This is a genomic window from Caballeronia sp. 11_S32, assembly GCF_056930355.1.
This window is the reverse complement of record NZ_JBXOWH010000003.1, coordinates 2,392,168-2,408,698: the sequence shown is the minus strand read 5'-3', so window position 1 is coordinate 2,408,698 and position 16,531 is coordinate 2,392,168. Positions and strand designations below refer to the sequence as shown.

Here is a 16,531-nt window from a genome sequence, read left to right as displayed (position 1 = left end):
TCCTCAGGCGCGCGGCACCCGACACGCGCGCGGCCGCGGCACCCTCAACGCGAGGCATCCGGCGGACTATTCGCCAGTTCATGCAGTTCGAAGAGCAGATCGAGCGCATCGCGCGGACGCAGATCGTTCGGATCGAGCGCGCGCAGCTTTTCCATCACGGGATGCTCGGGCGTTTCCGTGGGCTGCGGCTCGTCCTCGTAAGGCGCAGCCGGCTGGCTCGCAAACAGATCGAACTGCGCGGTGGGCTGGCCGATCGACTGCTGCTCCAGATGCACGAGATGCTTGCGCGCCGCGCGGATCACCGCGGCTGGCACGCCCGCGAGCTGCGCGACCTGCAGCCCGTAACTCTGATTGGCCGGACCTTCGCTCACCGCGTGCAGGAACACGATGCCGTGATCGTGCTCGACCGCCGACAAGTGCACGTTCGCCGCCTGCGCGAACTCCGCGGGCAATTGCGTGAGCTCGAAGTAGTGCGTCGCGAAGAGCGTGTAGCAGCCGTTGTGCGTGAGCAGATGCCGCGCGATGGCCCACGCGAGCGCGAGGCCATCGAAGGTGGAGGTGCCGCGTCCGATCTCGTCCATCAACACGAGGCTCGACGCGCTCGCGTCGTTGAGAATGGCCGCCGCTTCGGTCATCTCGACCATGAAGGTCGAGCGGCCGCCAGCGAGATCGTCCGCCGCGCCGATGCGCGTGAAGATGCGATCGAGCGCGCCGAAGCGCGCGCGCTTCGCGGGCACGTAGCTGCCGACGTGCGCCATCAGCGCGATGAGCGCGGTCTGACGCATGAAGGTCGATTTACCGCCCATGTTCGGGCCGGTGATCAGCAGGAGCTTGCGGTCCTGGCTGAGACAGCAATCATTGGCGATGAACTGCTCGACCTGCGCCTCGACGACCGGATGCCGGCCCTGCTCGATATCGATGCCCGCATCGGCGGTGAATTCCGGCGCGACCCAGTCGAGCGCGCGGGCACGCTCCGCGAACGCGCACAGGAGATCGAGCTCGGCGAGTGCGCCGGCGACGCGCTGGCAATCGGCAATGAAGGGCAGCAGGTTCTGCAGCAGTGCATCGTAGAGCGCGCGTTCGCGGGCGAGCGCGCGTTCCTGCGCCGACAGCGCCTTGTCCTCGAAGGTTTTCAGCTCCGGCGTGATGTAGCGCTCGGCGTTCTTGAGCGTCTGACGGCGGCGATAATCGTCGGGGACCTTGTCGGTCTGCCCGCGCGTCACCTCGATATAGAAGCCGTGCACCTTGTTGTACTCGACACGCAGGTTCGCGATGCCCGTGCGCGTGCGTTCACGCGCTTCGAGATCGATCAGGAACTGATCGCAGTTCTCCGAAATATCGCGTAGTTCGTCGAGATCGGGATCGTAGCCACGCGCGATCACGCCGCCGTCGCGAATCAGCGCGGCGGGCTCGGCCGCGATGGCGCCCGTCAGCAAATCGAGACACTCGTGCGGCGGTTCCAGCGCGGCGGTGATGCGCTCCAGCGCCGACGTGTGCGCGGCGACACCCGCGACGAGCGCGCGCAGATCGGGCAGTGCGGCGAAGGTATCGCGCAGGCTCGACAGATCGCGCGGCCGGGCCGACAACAGCGCGAGGCGGCCCGTGATGCGCTCGATGTCCGAGATCTTGCGCAGCGCGCCGCGCAAGGTGTCGAGACCGCCGCTCGTGGGCGCGTCGAGCAATGCGCCGATCGCCTGCTGGCGCGCCTGCGCAATCGATGCATCGCGCGGCGGATGATGCAGCCAGTGACGCAACAGACGGCTGCCCATGGTCGTGCAGCAGGTATCGAGCAGCGAGAAAAGCGTGGGCGATTCGGTGCCGCGCAGCGTTTCGGTCAGTTCGAGATTGCGCCGCGTGGCCGGATCGAGCCCGATGTATTCCGATTCGTACTCGACCTTCAGGCTGCGCACGTGGCGCAGTTGCTGGCCTTGCGTCGCGGCGGCGTAGAGCAGCAGGGCGCCCGCCGCGCCGCACGCGCACGTGAGCGTCTGCGCGCCGAAACCGTCGAGGCTCGCGACATCGAGTTGTTCACGCAAGCGCTGCGTGCCCGAGCCGACGTCGAAGTGCCACGCGGGAACACGTGTGATGGCGACGTGATTTGCGCCGGGATTCGCCACGCCGAGCGATGCCTGAACGTCCGTGATCGAATCGGCGATAAGCGTTTCCGCCGGACGAATGCGCTCGAGCGCCGCGCTCACCTGGCCGGGCGCGACTTCCGCGAGCCGCAGCGCGCCGCTCGCGAGATTGAGCCACGCGAGACCGACGCTCGTCACGAGGCCGCGCCGGTTATGCGCGGGGCAGAGCGCGAGGAGGTAGACATCGCTTTTATCGGAGAGCAGGGCGGCGTCGGTCAGCGTGCCCGGCGTGACGACGCGCACCACCTTGCGCTCGACCGGCCCCTTGGATGTAGCCGGATCGCCGATCTGCTCGCAGATCGCAACCGACTCGCCGAGCTTCACGAGCTTCGCGAGATATTGCTCGCACGCGTGATGCGGCACGCCCGCCATCTTGATCGGATTGCCGCCCGAAGCGCCGCGCTGCGTGAGCGTGAGATCGAGCAGACGCGCGGCCTTCTCGGCGTCGTCGAAGAAAAGCTCGTAGAAATCGCCCATCCGGTAAAAAACGAGCGTGCCGGGATGCTCCGCCTTGATGCGCAGATACTGCTGCATCATGGGCGTGTGCTGCGACAGGTCCGCGAGCGGCGCGGTGTCGGAAGAGGTGTCGGGAGTTGCCGTGTGATTGCCCATCTTGCCTGCTGTGGAAGCCGGAATGACCAAACGGCCGGACGCAACGTGCGCCGGCCGCAAATCAGCCGATAGGGCATGAGTTTAACCTGTCGCGGGATGCGCGCAGAGTCGGCCGAATGGCCAATGGAATGCGATCAGCGGGCGCAACGAGATGAGCGCGCCCGCGCAAATTCCGCGAGAGCGACGCGCGCCGCCGGAACGAACGCGCTGCGGTTCCAGCGGCCAGTGCCGGTGAGGTCAGGACGCGTCACGCGCGCCCGGCGAGATACCCGACGAGCAACGCGAGTCCCGCCACCGCGCCGAGCGTATGCCACGGCTTGTCATGCACGAAGTCGTCGGCGTAGCCGGCTGCATCGTTGAGCCGGCTTGCGACGGCGCCGCTCGCGCCGTTCATCTGCGAACGCGCGGTCTTGAGCTTCGATTGCAATTCCTTGCGCAGTTTGTCCGCGTCGATGTCCTTCGCGTTCTGGATCGAACTTTCCAGATCGTCGAGCAGGCTGCGCAACTGGCCGCTGGCCGAATCGACCGCGTCGCTCGTACCGCGCACCGCGCGTTCGCCAAGGTTGGCTGCGCCATTGATTTTGCTGTCGAGCGTCGAACGTGTGAACAATCCCATTTCCTTGCTCCTTTCTTGACGTTGCCGAGGAAGAATGACGCCGGGCTCGCTTCGTGTCGTCCTGTGTCGTTTTGCGGCGCGGATGGCCCGGCGCGCCGCTTACTGCCGTTACAACATTACGACCCGTGCCCCGCCGCCCGCGTTCCCTCCCTTTCTTTCTGGTCGGCCGGCGGCGGGGCATGAACCCAGAATACACCGTTGAGCAAGCTTCATTCCTCGACGAGCGCCCCGAGGTCCGTTTCGCGCTCGTTTTGCGTGTGGCGGCGCATCGCGAGCGCCATCATCGCGCACACGAACAGCCCGAACACGACGATGATCCACTGCACCGGCACCTTCGACGTCAAGAGCAGCGCGTAGGCGCCGAGCATCGCCAGCACGGCGAGATTCTGGTTGAAGTTCTGCACGGCGATCGAATGTCCGGCGGATAGCAGCGTCGCGCCGCGATGCTGGAGGATCGCGTTCATCGGCACGATGAAAAAGCCGGACAGACCACCGAGCGCGATCATCAGCGGATAGGCCATCAGAATGTACGCCGGCGCGAAGAACGGGCCGATCTGCACGCCCGCGCCGGCCGGGAAAAGGTCCTTGTTGTAGAACGCCATCGCGACGGCCACGGCGCCGATCAGGACGCCCACCGGCAACACCCTGAGCGACTGGCGCAGGACGATCCACGCCGATGCCGCCGCCGCGCCGAGCGCGATGCCCAAGCCCGTTATGCCCTGCAGCACGGCCGCCTTCGACAGCGAGAGGCCGAGGTTCGCATCGGCCCATTTGAGCACGAGCAACTGCAGCGTGACGGCCGCGCCCCAGAGCAGCGTCGTGACCCACAGCGCGATCTGGGCGAGCTTGTCTTTCCAGAGCACCATGAAGCAGTGCGAGAAATCGTTGACGAGCTTCGTCGGCTCGGTCAGAAGGTTCGGGTAGCGCGCGCCGGTATCGGGGATGAACACGTTGATGACCGCCGCCGACGCGTAAATCAGCATCACCGCGAAAAGCGCGGCGTGCGCGGCAGTGCTCACGAACGGCAGATGCGCGTGCGCGACCCAGCGCGCGACGACCTGGCTCACGAGCGCGCCGCCGATCACGGTGCCGAGAATCGTCGAGCCGACGGTCGCGGATTCGAGCCATGCATTCGCCGCGATCAGCTTCTGCGGCGGCAGCAGCTCCGTGAGAATGCCGTACTTCGCGGGCGAATACGCAGCCGCGCCCAGACCGACGACGCCATACGCGAGCATCGGATGCATGCCCGCGATCATCATCGCGCAGCCTGCCGCCTTCAGCGCGTTGGAGATGAACATGACGTGGCGCTTCTGGATCGCATCGGCGAATGCGCCGACGAATGGCGCGAGCACCACATACGAGATCGTGAAAAAAATCTGCAAGAGCGGCGTGACCCACGGCGCGGAACGTACGACGGCGAGCATCGCGATCGCGGCGATCAGGAGCGCGTTGTCGGCGAGCGACGAAACGAATTGCGCGGCGATGATCGTGTAGAAGCCTTTTTTCATGAGCGGGAATGACGTGCCGGACCTGACATGCGGCCCGCGCGGCGGAAAAACGGGAGAAGGGCGGATGAAGCGCGCACCCTCTGAGACGAGGGCGAAAGACTGCACTGTAACGGAGCCCTGCATTCGTTGCAGAGCAGGCGGCGCGCCCGCGGCGCGAGCGGAGGGAAGAAAACCAGGGGAGAAAAAACAAAGGGCGCAGAACGCGCCCCTTTGATGCTGCTTATTCGCCCGTCAGGCGCGTGCGCGAGTACAGGTCGAGAATTTTGATCATCTGCGCGTACACCTTCGGATTGGCGGCGACGATCTCGTTCTTGAACAGGAAATCCGATTCGCCGGTGTAGTTGCCGACGAGCCCGCCCGCTTCGGTCACGATCAGGCTTCCCGCCGCGACGTCCCACGGATGGATGCCCTGCTCGAAGAAGCCGTCGAGGCGGCCGGCCGCGACGTTCGCGAGATCGAGCGCGGCCGCGCCCGGGCGGCGCAGGCCCGCGCACGAGAGCGTCATTTCGCTGAAGAGGCGCATGTAGGCGTTGAGGCCCTGGCCGTCGCGGAACGGGAAGCCGGTGCCGATCAGCGCATCCGACAGACGGTCCAGCTTGCCGACGCGGATGCGCCGCTCGTTCAGATACGCGCCGCGGCCGCGCGAGGCGGTGAAGAGATCGTTGCGCGTCGGATCGTAGACCACGGCCTGCGTGACGACGCCCTTGTGCGCGAGCGCGATCGACACGCAGTAGTACGGAAAGCCGTGGATGAAGTTGGTGGTGCCGTCGAGCGGATCGATGATCCACTGGAACTCGGACTCGCGATCCGTTTCGCCGGACTCTTCGGCGAGGATGGAGTGGTCGGGATAGGCGGTGTGCAGCGTCTCGATGATCGCGGCTTCCGACGCCTTGTCGACTTCCGTCACGAAGTCGTTGTGCTGCTTCTTGCTGACCTGGAGGCGGTCCAGATCGAGCGACGCGCGGTTGATGATCTGTCCGGCGCGGCGCGCGGCCTTGACAGCGATATTGAGCATCGGATGCATGAGCGAAATCCTCTGACCGCCCGAATGCTCACGCGAAGTGAACGCACGCAGGCGGAAAAGTTGGCGACAACGACTATGTCGACGAAAGACGAATTGAATAAGAGCGGGGCGTTCGCGCGAAGGTTCGACTGACCGTGAAACCCGTTCGCGGCGCGCGAAGGCGCCATTTTACCCGAAAGTCGCCGCAATTCCTCGCGCGTGGACACGAGTTTGAGCCGCATCGGCAAAGCGCGTTAACATATCCGGTTGACACTTTCATCAACTTCAGCACAAACCGCGCCTTGGAACCCAACGATCTTTCCGCGCCTGCCGGCGGCTTCACGTCCACGCGCTTCATCCTCGTCGAGCCGAGTCATCCGGGCAATGTCGGCGCGGCCGCGCGCGCGCTCAAGACGATGGGCTTCGCGCGCCTCGTCCTCGTCGCGCCCCGCGTGGCCGATGTCAAGAACGAGCCCGAAGCCATCGCGATGGCCTCCGGCGCCGACGATGTCCTCGCGTCCGCGCATGTGGTCGACACGCTCGCCGATGCGCTCGTCGGCGTGCGCTGGTCGGTGGCGCTGACCGCGCGCATGCGCGAGTACGGCCCGCCGCAGATGCCGCCGCGCGCGCTGGCCGAGCGCGCGCACGACTTCGTGCGCCACGGCGACATCGCGCTCGTGTTCGGCAACGAGCGCACGGGCCTGTCCAACGCGGATGTCGAGCGGTGCAGCGCGCTCGCGCATATTCCCGCCAATCCGGCCTACAGCTCGCTCAATCTCGCGCAGGCCGTGCAGGTGCTCGCCTACGAACTGCGGCTCGCGTTCCAGGCGCCCGCGAGCGCGCTCGCCGTCGTCGAATCGGCGGGGCAGAGCGCGTCGAGCGATGAAATCGAAGGCATGTACGCGCATCTCGAAGATGCGCTCGTCGCGCTCGATTTCCTCGATCCGGCCAACCCGAAGAAGCTGATGTCGCGCGTGCGGCGGCTCTTCGCCCGCTCTGGGCTGGAGCGCGAGGAGGTGAATATCCTGCGCGGCATCGCGAAGCACATCCTGCTTCGCTCGAAGAAAGACTGAACGCGCGTGCTCGCCGGCAGCGACCGCGCTGCCATCGTGGGCATCGGGCAGAGTGTCCGCGCTCGTCCTACAATCGGCGAAAAACGGCGAATGCCGATATAAGCTTTTCGCGTTCCGTGCTTTGGGCGTTTCAACGCTCGAAGGCGCGCTCGTTCCCCTCATCAGAGACATCGCCATGTTCGACCGACTTCGCGAAGACATCGCCGCCATCCGCGAGCGCGACCCCGCCGCCCGCAGCGCGTGGGAAGTCGTCACCTGTTATCCCGGCCTGCACGCGATCGTGCTGCATCGCTTCGCGCACGCGTGCTGGAAAGCGCAATGGCGCTGGCTCGGGCGCTTCGTGTCGCAGGTCGCGCGCTTTCTGACCGGCATTGAGATCCATCCGGGCGCGACGCTCGGGCGGCGCGTGTTCATCGATCACGGCATGGGCGTCGTGGTCGGCGAGACGGCCGAAATCGGCGACGACTGCACGATCTATCAAGGCGTGACGCTCGGCGGCACGTCGCTCACGCGCGGCGCGAAACGGCATCCGACGCTCGAGCGCGGCGTGATCGTCGGCGCGGGCGCGAAGGTGCTCGGCGGCTTCACGATCGGCGCGGACGCGAAAATCGGCTCGAACGCGGTCGTCGTGAAACCGGTGCCGGCGGGCGGCACGGCGGTCGGCAATCCGGCGCGCATCGTGATGCCGGCAGTCGGGAAGAAGCAATCCGATGAACCCGCGAAGAGCGGCTTTTGCGCCTACGGCATCACGCCGAACGCGGACGATCCGGTTTCGCTCGCGATCCACGGCCTGATCGATCACGCATCGACGCAGACGCAGCGCATCGACGAGATCGTCGCGGCGCTCGAACGGCTCGGCGCGCGCGTGGAAGCGCTCAATGCCGTCGATGGCGCGGCGCTCGTCGATCTCAAGCGTCTGTGCACGTCGATGGACGGCAAGACGGCCGAAGAGCGCGCCGCCCCGCTCGAACGTTGAAGCGTCAGAGCGGCAACGGGCTCACGCCGTCTTCGTCGAGGCGCAGATAGCCGCCGCGCGGCGTGTCGATGTCCAGTTCCCAGTCGGGCAGGACCCAGCGCACGCCTTCGACTTCGCGATGCATCGCCGGGCGATGCGTATGGCCGTGAATCAGCGTGTGCGTGCGGCTGTTGATGAAAAGCTCGGACACGGCTTTCTTCGTGACATCGTATTTCGCCTTGACGCCCGTCATGCGCGCGCCTTCGCTTTTCGTGCGCATGCGCTGGCCGATGCCCAGACGCGTGTCGAGCGGCAGCGCCAGAAAGAGCCGCTGCGCGAGCCTGTTGCGCGCGAACATGCGAAAGCCCTGATAGGCGCGATCGGCGGTGCAGAGGCCATCGCCATGCGCGAGCGCGATGCGCCTGCCGAACGCGGTGATCACGAACGGATCGGGCAGCGGCATCGCGCCGGCGTCTTTCATGAAGCGCTTGCCCAGCAGGAAATCGCGATTGCCGTGCATCACATAGAGTCCGATGCCGCGCTCGGAAAGCGTGTGCATGAGACGCGTCATGCGGCGCGCGAAACTGGCGCGCGCGTCGGTCGCGGGAGCATCCAGAATGTCGTCGCCGATCCAGAACTCGAACAGGTCGCCGAGAATGAAGACGGAGTCCGCCTCGTTCGCCGTCACTTCGATGAAATGCTCGAACGCGGCCACCGTTTTCGGGATCGCTTCGGAGAGGTGCAGGTCGGCAATGAAAAACAGCGGGCGCGCGTTGTGCGCTGCGCCCGCTGTCTCTTGACCGAACGTGGTCTTCGTGTCGATCATGCAATGACCGGCATCAGACCACGACGGCCTTCTCGATCACCACGTCGTCGACCGGCACGTCCTGATGGAAGCCCTTCGAGCCGGTCTTGACCTTCTTGATCTTCTCGACCACGTCCAGGCCTTCGACGACACGGCCGAACACCGTGTAGCCCCAGCCTTGCGGCGTCGGCGACGAGTGATTCAGGAAGTCGTTGTCCTTCACGTTGATGAAGAACTGCGCGGTCGCCGAATGCGGATCGTTCGTGCGCGCCATGGCGATCGTGCCGGCATCGTTCGTGAGGCCGTTGTTCGCTTCGTTGTTGATCGGCGCGTCCGTGCCTTTTTGCTTCATGCCCGGCTCGAAGCCGCCGCCCTGGATCATGAAGCCGTCGATGACGCGGTGGAACACGGTGTTGTCGTAATGACCCTTCTTCACATAGTTGAGGAAGTTCTCGACGGTCTTCGGCGCTTTTTCAGCGTCCAGTTCGAGCTTGATGACGCCGTGGTTCGTATGCAGTTCGACCATGATGATGTTCTCTCCAATGTGTGTTTGATTTGAGCACCGGTGCGGCGTGCGCGCCGGGTCAGCGACATGCGCTTCTGATTACTGCGAGACCACGCTCGCCGACTCGATCACGGTCGGCTTCTGCGGCACGTCCTGCATCGGACCGCGCGTGGTGGTCGGGCTGCCTTCGATCTTCTTCACGACGTCCATGCCCGCGACGACCTTGCCGAACACGGCATAGCCATTGCCGTCCGGGCTCGGATAGTCGAGACCCGCATTATCGACCGTATTGATGAAGAACTGGGCCGTGGCCGAGTTCGGGTCGCTCGTGCGCGCCATCGCGATCGTGCCCGTGGCGTTCTTCAGACCGTTCTTGCTCTCGAGCGGAATCGGCGCGCGCGTCGGCTTCTCCGCGAAGCTCGTGCTGTAGCCGCCGCCCTGGATCATGAAGCCCGGAATCACGCGATGGAAGATCGTGCCGCTGTATTGACCGGACTTCACGTAGTCGAGAAAGTTCGCGACCGTCTTCGGCGCCTTCTCGGGATAGAGCTCGACCTTGATGTCGCCTTGCGTCGTCTTGAAGAGCACGGTGGGGTGCGCGGCCTGCGCGTTCGGCTGGGCGAACGCCGGCGTGCTCGCGATCAGGGCAGCGCTCGACAGCGCCAACATCAGGAATTTCATGAAGGATCGATCCTCGTGTGGTGAATGCAAACAGTCAGGCGCGTGAAGCGAGCCGGCCGCGAAGGGAAGCGCGCCCGGCGATGGCCATGCGAGGCGACAGCTTACCGCGCGCGCAGGGCCGTGCGCTTACGGCTGCGCCTTGGGCGCGACATAGGGTGCGGTCGGCAGCGGCGCGGTCGGGCCGCCGAACGGCGCGTATTCGTCGGGCGAGGGCATGGTCGACGAGTTCGTGCCCGATGCCGGCGCCCATTCGTCGGCGGCCGTACGCGGTGCCGTCGCAGCGGGCGTGCCCGAAGCGATGTCCGCCGCGCCCGCGCGCTTCTTCGGCGGATTGTAGATGTTCTGGATCGCCGCGATGCGCTGGCCCGTGAGCGGGCTCTTCGAGCCGAGCGATTGCGCGCGCTTGTACGACTCGCTCGCGAGGCGAAGATAAAGATCGCCCAGGTTGTCATACGCGAGCGCGTAGCCGGGGTTCGCCTTGACCGCGGTTTCGAGCGCGGCGCGCGCGTCCTCGTAGCGGCCCTTCTTCGCATAGAGCGCGGCGAGATTGTTGTACGGCTCAGGCAATTCGGGGTAGGCCTGCGTGAGCTCGGTGAAGGCGGCGATGGCTTCGTCATCGCGGTTCAGGCGCGCGAGCACGGTGGCGCGCTTGAACTTCGCCTGCACGTCACGCGGATTGCTGGCGATGCGCGCATCGAGCTGCGTGAGCGCGGCGTTCCAGTCCTTGTTGGCGATGGCCGCATCGGCTTGCGGCGTGTCATCGCGCGTGGCCGGCGACGTCTGCGCGAGCGCGGCACCCGACATGCCCGCGCAGGCGGCGAATCCGAGCGCCGCGATGGCGAGCGCGCGTGCGGCGAAGGTGCCGAAGGTCCGGGCAGCCGGCCGGCAGGAGAGTTGCAGAGGCGTGCGCGCGTTGCGATGAGTCACTTGGAATCGAGTCAATGAATGATGCAGCGAAAGAAGCCACGGAAGCGGCGAACGAGTCGACGGGCGCTTGCCCGTTTCGATGACCGTGTGAACGGTCCCGTGAGTGCGCGCGTAGACCGGAACGCGGGCAGAAATGCCCGATGCGGCACGCTGTCCGGCAAGGCTTTCAGCCCCGCCTGGAGCGCGGCTTGCAATGCCCGCCGCGCGGCCGCTTCGAGATTTCATAGGCTCAAGTCCCGGTGTTATACTCCGACCCATTCTAACAAAAGGTCTGCACGTCCCGCGCACGTGTCTTGCGCTTGGTGCTTGCCGGGCGCGTACCCGCGCCGACGCCAGACTGTCTTTCGCCACTCGTGGCCGTCTCCGTCCTGGTCGCATGACCGTCGTGTTCGCCATCGCGTGTGCGTCTCCTGACTTCCGCACGCATCGATCACGCCGCCTGCTTCCCGGCACAGGTGATTCCGGTCTACGCTTCGCCTTCTATGAACTCGCTGCGTATCTACAACACGCTCGCCCGTGACAAGCAATCCTTCACGCCGCTCAATGCCGGCGAGGTACGCATGTATGTCTGCGGAATGACGGTGTATGACTATTGTCACATTGGTCATGCGCGCGTGATGGTGGTGTTCGACATCGTGCAACGATGGCTGCGCACGATCGGCTACAAGGTCACGTACGTGCGCAACATCACGGACATCGACGACAAGATCATCCGCCGCGCGGTCGAGAACAACGAGCCAATCAAGTCGCTCACGCATCGTTTCATCACGGCGATGCATGAAGACGCGGATGCGCTCGGCGTCGCGCGTCCGGACATCGAGCCGCGCGCGACCGACTTCATCCCGCAGATGCTCGGCATGATCGATGCGTTGCAGGCGAACGGCTACGCGTATCACGCGAAAGACGGCGACGTGAACTACGCGGTGCGCAAGTTCGCTGACTACGGCAAGCTTTCTGGCAAGTCGATCGAAGACCTGCGCGCGGGCGAGCGCGTCGCCGCCAACGACGCGAAGGAAGATCCGCTCGACTTCGTACTGTGGAAGCAGGCGAAGGCCGACGAGCCCGCCGACTCCGGCTGGGACTCGAAGTGGGGCCGCGGGCGTCCGGGCTGGCACATCGAATGTTCCGCCATGGGCTGCACGCTGCTCGGCGAACAGTTCGACATCCACGGCGGCGGGCAGGATCTGCAGTTCCCGCATCACGAGAACGAGATCGCGCAGAGCGAAGGCGCGACCGGCAAGACGTTCGTGAACTACTGGATGCACAACGGCTACGTGCAGATCGACAACGAGAAGATGTCGAAGTCGCTCGGCAACTTCTTCACGATCCGCGAAGTCCTTGAAAAATTTGATGCTGAAGTGGTGCGCTTCTTTATTGCGCGGGCACACTATCGGTCGCCGCTGAATTACAGCGATGTGCATATCGACGACGCGAAGAACGCGTTGACGCGCCTATATACGGCGTTGAAGGATGTCGAGCCGGACAATCAGCAACTTGACTGGAACGAAGCGAACGCGCAGCGTTTCCAGTCAGCGATGAACGACGACTTCAACACGCCGGTGGCCGTGTCGGTGTTGTTCGATCTTGCAGGCGAAGTGAACCGCACGCGCGATGCCGCGCTCGCTCGCCAGCTCAAGGGTCTCGCCGGCGTGCTCGGCCTGCTCGGCCGCGAGCCGCGCGTCTTCCTTCAGCAGGCGGGCGGCTCGAGCGCGGAGCAGGGCCTTTCGCCGCAGGAGATCGAAGCGAAGATCGCCGAACGCATCGCCGCGAAGCAGGCGAAGAACTATGCCGAAGCAGACCGGATTCGCGCCGCATTGCTCGAAGCCGGTATTGCGCTTGAAGACAAACCGGGTGGGTCGACCGAATGGCGCCGCGTTTGAGCGCGGTCATTCGAACCCTCTGATCGACTCACCAGGCAGGAGGCAAGATGGCAACGGCCAGGAAGGCGCCGGTCAAGCGACCCGCGTCTGTCAGCGATGCGTCGGGCGCAACGAAGCGCACGCGCGGCGCGCATACGAAAACGAACGCGGCCTCGAACGCGCAGAAGATCGATGGCGTGAGCACGGCAACCGGCCGCAAGACCGCGGTCAAGCGAGCGGGCGCCGGCAAGCCGATGAGAAGCGCCGCGCTCAAGGCGCCGAAACCCGAGACGACGGCGCGCCTGAACGGCGCGGCGCGCGCATCGAAAACGGGCACCGAGGAAGCCGAGACATCGCCCGCGAAGGGCAATGGCCGCGCGGTCGCGGCAGGCGCGAGCGCGCAGGTGCTTGCCCCGGACACGCAGCAGGGCGAAGTCGTGCGCAAGTCGCGCGTCGTCACGTCCGACGCGGCGGTGCCGGTGCAGATCGGCGGACTCACGCGCGAAGTCGTGCGTCCCGACTACTGGGACCGCGCGTGCGCCGATCTCATGAAGCGCGACCGCATTCTCAAGAAGCTGATTCCGAAGTTCGGCGAGATTCATCTCGTCAATCTCGGCGATCCTTTCTCGACGCTCGCGCGCTCGGTGGCCGGTCAGCAGATTTCGGTCAAGGCGGCGCAAGCGATCTGGGAGCGCGTGAAGGGCGCGTGCCCGGAGGTCCATCCGGCGCACTTCATCAAGCTGGGTCACGAGAAGCTGCAGGGGTGCGGCTTGTCGAAACGCAAGGCCGAGTACATTCTCGATCTCGCGCAGCATTTCGAATCGGGCGCGCTGCACGTCGACGCATGGACCTCGATGGACGACGAAGCCGTGATCGCCGAGCTGACGCAGATTCGCGGCATCGGCCGATGGACGGCGGAGATGTTCCTCATCTTCAATCTGTCGCGCCCGGACGTTTTGCCGCTCGACGATCTCGGCCTGATCCAGGCGATCAGCGTCAACTATTTCAGCGGCGAGCCGGTCACGCGCAGCGAGGCGCGCGAGGTGGCGGCGAACTGGGAGCCATGGCGCACGGTCGCGACGTGGTACATGTGGCGCAGTCTCAATCCGATCCCGGCGGATCACTGAATCGGGCAGCGGATTACGGAACTATCGTTGTTTTATAATCCATAGCTTCCGCGCGCATTTATCAGGGACGGACGCGGTTAGAATACGCGCTGCCCGATGTTCTAGGACTCGAACACATGAAGACCACGTTTCTGGATTTCGAGCAGCCGATCGCTGAACTCGAAGCGAAGATCGAAGAACTCCGCTTCGTTCAGGACGATTCCGCTGTCGATATTTCGGAAGAAATCGACCGGCTGTCGAAGAAGAGCCAGCAACTCACGAAGGATCTCTATGCGAATCTGTCGCCGTGGCAGGTTTCGCAAATCGCGCGTCATCCGCAGCGTCCGTACACGCTCGACTACGTGAGCGAGCTTTTCACCGACTTCCACGAATTGCATGGCGACCGCGCCTTCGCGGACGACCTCGCGATCGTCGGCGGCTTTGCGCGTTTCAACGGCCAGCCGTGCATGGTGATCGGTCATCAGAAGGGCCGCGACACGAAGGAGCGCGCGCTGCGCAACTTCGGCATGCCGCGTCCGGAAGGCTATCGCAAGGCCGAGCGCCTGATGCGTACCGCCGAGAAGTTCAGCTTGCCGATTTTCACGTTCGTCGATACGCCGGGCGCGTATCCGGGCATCGGAGCGGAAGAGCGCGGGCAGTCGGAAGCGATCGGCCGCAACCTGTATGTGATGGCCGAACTCAAGACGCCGATCATCACGACGATCATCGGCGAAGGCGGTTCGGGCGGCGCGCTCGCGATCGCCGTCGCGGATACCGTGATGATGCTGCAGTTCTCCACCTACTCGGTGATCTCGCCGGAAGGCTGCGCATCGATCCTATGGAAGAGCGCGGCGAAGGCGCCGGAAGCGGCGGAAGCGCTCGGTCTCACCGCGCATCGCCTGAAGGCGCTCGGCCTCATCGATAAAATCGTGAACGAGCCGCTCGGCGGCGCGCATCGCGATCCGAAGGGCATGGCCGCGATGCTGCGCCGCGCGCTCGCCGATTCGCTGCGTCAGTTCCAGGGCATGAGCGTCAACGAGTTGCGCGAACGCCGCTTCGACAAGCTGATGGCCTACGGCAAGTTCAAGGAATCGATCCCGGGCGCCTGAGTCCGCGCTCATCGTCATCTTTCCTCTCACGATCTCTCGTGACTTCCGATAACGAAACCCCAGCCGGCCGCCTCGTCTTCGAGGCGGTGCGCGCGGCGGTTTCGGACGCGGATCTTTCCCCCGATGCGCTTCTCGCCGTCGCCTTGAGCGGCGGACTCGATTCGACCGTCCTGCTCGATGCGGCCGTGCGCTGCTTCGGTGCGCGGCGGGTCGTCGCACTGCACATTCATCATGGCCTGAGCCCGAACGCGAACGCGTGGGCCGCGCATTGCGAAAGCTTCGCGCAATCGCTCGACGTGGGTTACGCCGCGCGTCATGTCGATGTCGCGCGCGCGGGCGGCGAGAGCCTCGAAGCGGCGGCGCGCGATGCGCGTTACCGCGCGCTCGACGAACTCTGCGACGAGCACGGCGCGAGCGCGCTTCTGATCGCGCATCATGCCGACGATCAGGCCGAGACGGTGCTGCTCCAATTGCTGCGCGGCGCGGGTGTCGCGGGCCTCGCGGCGATGGCGCCGCAGCGCTCGGATGGCGCGGCGCCGCGTCTGCGTCCGCTTTTGCGGCTCTTGCGCGCGCAACTGGAGCAGTACGCGCACGAGCGCGATCTGAGCTGGATCGACGATGAATCCAACGCCGATACGCGCTATTCCCGCAACGCGCTGCGCCACGACGTGCTGCCGGTGCTCGCGGTGCATTTTCCCGGTTTCCGCGACGCGCTCGCGCGTACGGCATCGCATGCGGCGTCGGCGCAGCGGCTGCTGGACCAACTCGCGCGCATCGATCTCGAGCACGTGCAAAGCGCCGTCGAGGAAGGCGCGCTCACGCTGGACGCGTTCCTCACCCTCGACGACGAACGCGCGATCAACCTGATGCGTTTCTGGATTCGCGCGCGCGGCTTGCCGGCGGCATCGACGGCGCGTATCGCCGACATGCTGCGTCAGGTGCGCGACGCCGCCGCCGCGCGCGACGGCCACGCGTTGCGCGTCGATCATGCCGGGCATAGCCTGCGCGTGTATCGCAACGTGCTGTTCTGGGAGCCGGGCGACAGCGCCGATGCCCCCGATCTCGACGCAGGCGCGCCCACGGCCCGGGCCACGGTGGATCTGCAATGGCAGGGCGAGGAGGTCTGGCGTCTGCCGCAATGGCGCGGCTCATTCGTATTCGAGCCGGCCGATGAGCCCGGCGACGACGTGGTCGGAGAGGGCGTGTTGCGCGCCGCGCCGCTCGTCGCGCGCTCGCGGATGGGCGGCGAGCGCATGCGCGTCGCTGGCGAGGCGCCGAGCCGTACGCTCAAGAACCTGTTCCAGGAGCGCGGCGTGCCGGCGTGGAAGCGCGACGTGCCGCTGCTGTTCGTCGGCGAGGCGCTGCTGTTCGTGCCGCATGTGGGCGTGAACCGGGAAGCGGCGCCGAGTGCGGCGCACGGGCCGCTGCGGCGGATCGTATGGCGGCCGGATTTGCTGCTGGCGTGAAGCGCTTTCGCGAGGCGTGGCGCCCAAGCCGGTAAAATCGCCGTCACGGGCGCGTCATCTTGTAATTTCAGCTTCGATCGGGTACGGTAACTCGTTTCGCCCAAGCGCGTTCTTGCGCGGCATCTGCGTTCAAAAGACTCGATTTCGCCCGCAACGACGCATCCGTGCGCC

14 protein-coding genes are annotated in these 16,531 nt (G+C 65.4%); 6 read left to right on the top strand and 8 right to left on the bottom strand.

The annotated features are described in order from the left end of the window. Positions 1–44: 44 nt before the first annotated feature. The 4 genes from mutS to AC1Z32_RS22895 form a co-directional block, all read right to left on the bottom strand. Positions 45–2,747, bottom strand: a complete 2,703-nt coding sequence (gene mutS, locus AC1Z32_RS22910) for a DNA mismatch repair protein MutS (RefSeq protein ID WP_483480818.1) — start codon at positions 2,745–2,747, stop codon at positions 45–47. A 247-nt stretch (positions 2,748–2,994) separates the two neighbouring features. Then, entirely contained in the window at positions 2,995–3,363 is a 369-nt protein-coding gene (locus AC1Z32_RS22905; protein ID WP_483480816.1) for an ElaB/YgaM/YqjD family protein, read from the bottom strand. A gap of 209 nt (positions 3,364–3,572) precedes the next feature. Beyond that, positions 3,573–4,871 carry a lysophospholipid transporter LplT gene (gene lplT, locus AC1Z32_RS22900; RefSeq protein WP_483480814.1) on the bottom strand — a complete coding sequence of 433 codons (1,299 nt, stop codon included), beginning with the start codon at positions 4,869–4,871 and terminating at the stop codon, positions 3,573–3,575. A 220-nt stretch (positions 4,872–5,091) separates the two neighbouring features. Continuing rightward, entirely contained in the window at positions 5,092–5,895 is an 804-nt protein-coding gene (locus AC1Z32_RS22895) for an inositol monophosphatase family protein (RefSeq protein WP_483480812.1), read from the bottom strand. A 281-nt stretch (positions 5,896–6,176) separates the two neighbouring features. On the opposite strand from AC1Z32_RS22895, the gene AC1Z32_RS22890 reads away from it, so the two are divergent. Beyond that, positions 6,177–6,947 carry an RNA methyltransferase gene (locus AC1Z32_RS22890; RefSeq protein ID WP_483480810.1) on the top strand — a complete coding sequence of 257 codons (771 nt, stop codon included), beginning with the start codon at positions 6,177–6,179 and terminating at the stop codon, positions 6,945–6,947. Between the two features lie 175 nt (positions 6,948–7,122). After that, entirely contained in the window at positions 7,123–7,923 is an 801-nt protein-coding gene (gene cysE / locus AC1Z32_RS22885; RefSeq protein ID WP_483480808.1) for a serine O-acetyltransferase, read from the top strand. Between the two features lie 4 nt (positions 7,924–7,927). Here the strand turns inward: cysE and AC1Z32_RS22880 are convergent, their stop codons facing one another. The 4 genes from AC1Z32_RS22880 to AC1Z32_RS22865 form a co-directional block, all read right to left on the bottom strand. Next, complete coding sequence (locus AC1Z32_RS22880) at positions 7,928–8,728, bottom strand: UDP-2,3-diacylglucosamine diphosphatase (RefSeq protein ID WP_483480806.1); 801 nt, start codon at positions 8,726–8,728, stop codon at positions 7,928–7,930. 13 nt (positions 8,729–8,741) lie between these two features. Beyond that, positions 8,742–9,233 (bottom strand): peptidylprolyl isomerase, encoded by a 492-nt coding sequence (locus tag AC1Z32_RS22875; RefSeq protein ID WP_483480804.1) that lies wholly within the window; start codon positions 9,231–9,233, stop codon positions 8,742–8,744. Between the two features lie 78 nt (positions 9,234–9,311). Continuing rightward, the gene (locus tag AC1Z32_RS22870) at positions 9,312–9,893 is read right to left on the bottom strand and encodes a peptidylprolyl isomerase (RefSeq protein WP_483480802.1); all 582 of its coding nucleotides are present in this window, start codon (positions 9,891–9,893) and stop codon (positions 9,312–9,314) included. Between the two features lie 126 nt (positions 9,894–10,019). Then, positions 10,020–10,820 carry a tetratricopeptide repeat protein gene (locus AC1Z32_RS22865; RefSeq protein ID WP_483480800.1) on the bottom strand — a complete coding sequence of 267 codons (801 nt, stop codon included), beginning with the start codon at positions 10,818–10,820 and terminating at the stop codon, positions 10,020–10,022. A 482-nt stretch (positions 10,821–11,302) separates the two neighbouring features. Between AC1Z32_RS22865 and cysS the strand changes: the two genes are divergently transcribed. The 4 genes from cysS (at position 11,303) to tilS (ending at position 16,360) form a co-directional block, all read left to right on the top strand. Further along, on the top strand, positions 11,303–12,700 hold the full coding sequence (gene cysS, locus AC1Z32_RS22860) for a cysteine--tRNA ligase (RefSeq protein ID WP_483480798.1): 1,398 nt from the start codon (positions 11,303–11,305) through the stop codon (positions 12,698–12,700). 47 nt (positions 12,701–12,747) lie between these two features. Beyond that, positions 12,748–13,806, top strand: a complete 1,059-nt coding sequence (locus tag AC1Z32_RS22855) for a DNA-3-methyladenine glycosylase family protein (RefSeq protein ID WP_483480796.1) — start codon at positions 12,748–12,750, stop codon at positions 13,804–13,806. Positions 13,807–13,922: 116 nt separating this feature from the next. Then, a complete protein-coding gene (locus tag AC1Z32_RS22850) occupies positions 13,923–14,894 on the top strand; it encodes an acetyl-CoA carboxylase carboxyltransferase subunit alpha (RefSeq protein ID WP_483480794.1) in 972 nt (323 codons plus the stop codon). A 38-nt stretch (positions 14,895–14,932) separates the two neighbouring features. Then, on the top strand, positions 14,933–16,360 hold the full coding sequence (gene tilS, locus AC1Z32_RS22845; RefSeq protein ID WP_483480792.1) for a tRNA lysidine(34) synthetase TilS: 1,428 nt from the start codon (positions 14,933–14,935) through the stop codon (positions 16,358–16,360). Positions 16,361–16,531 lie beyond the last annotated feature (171 nt).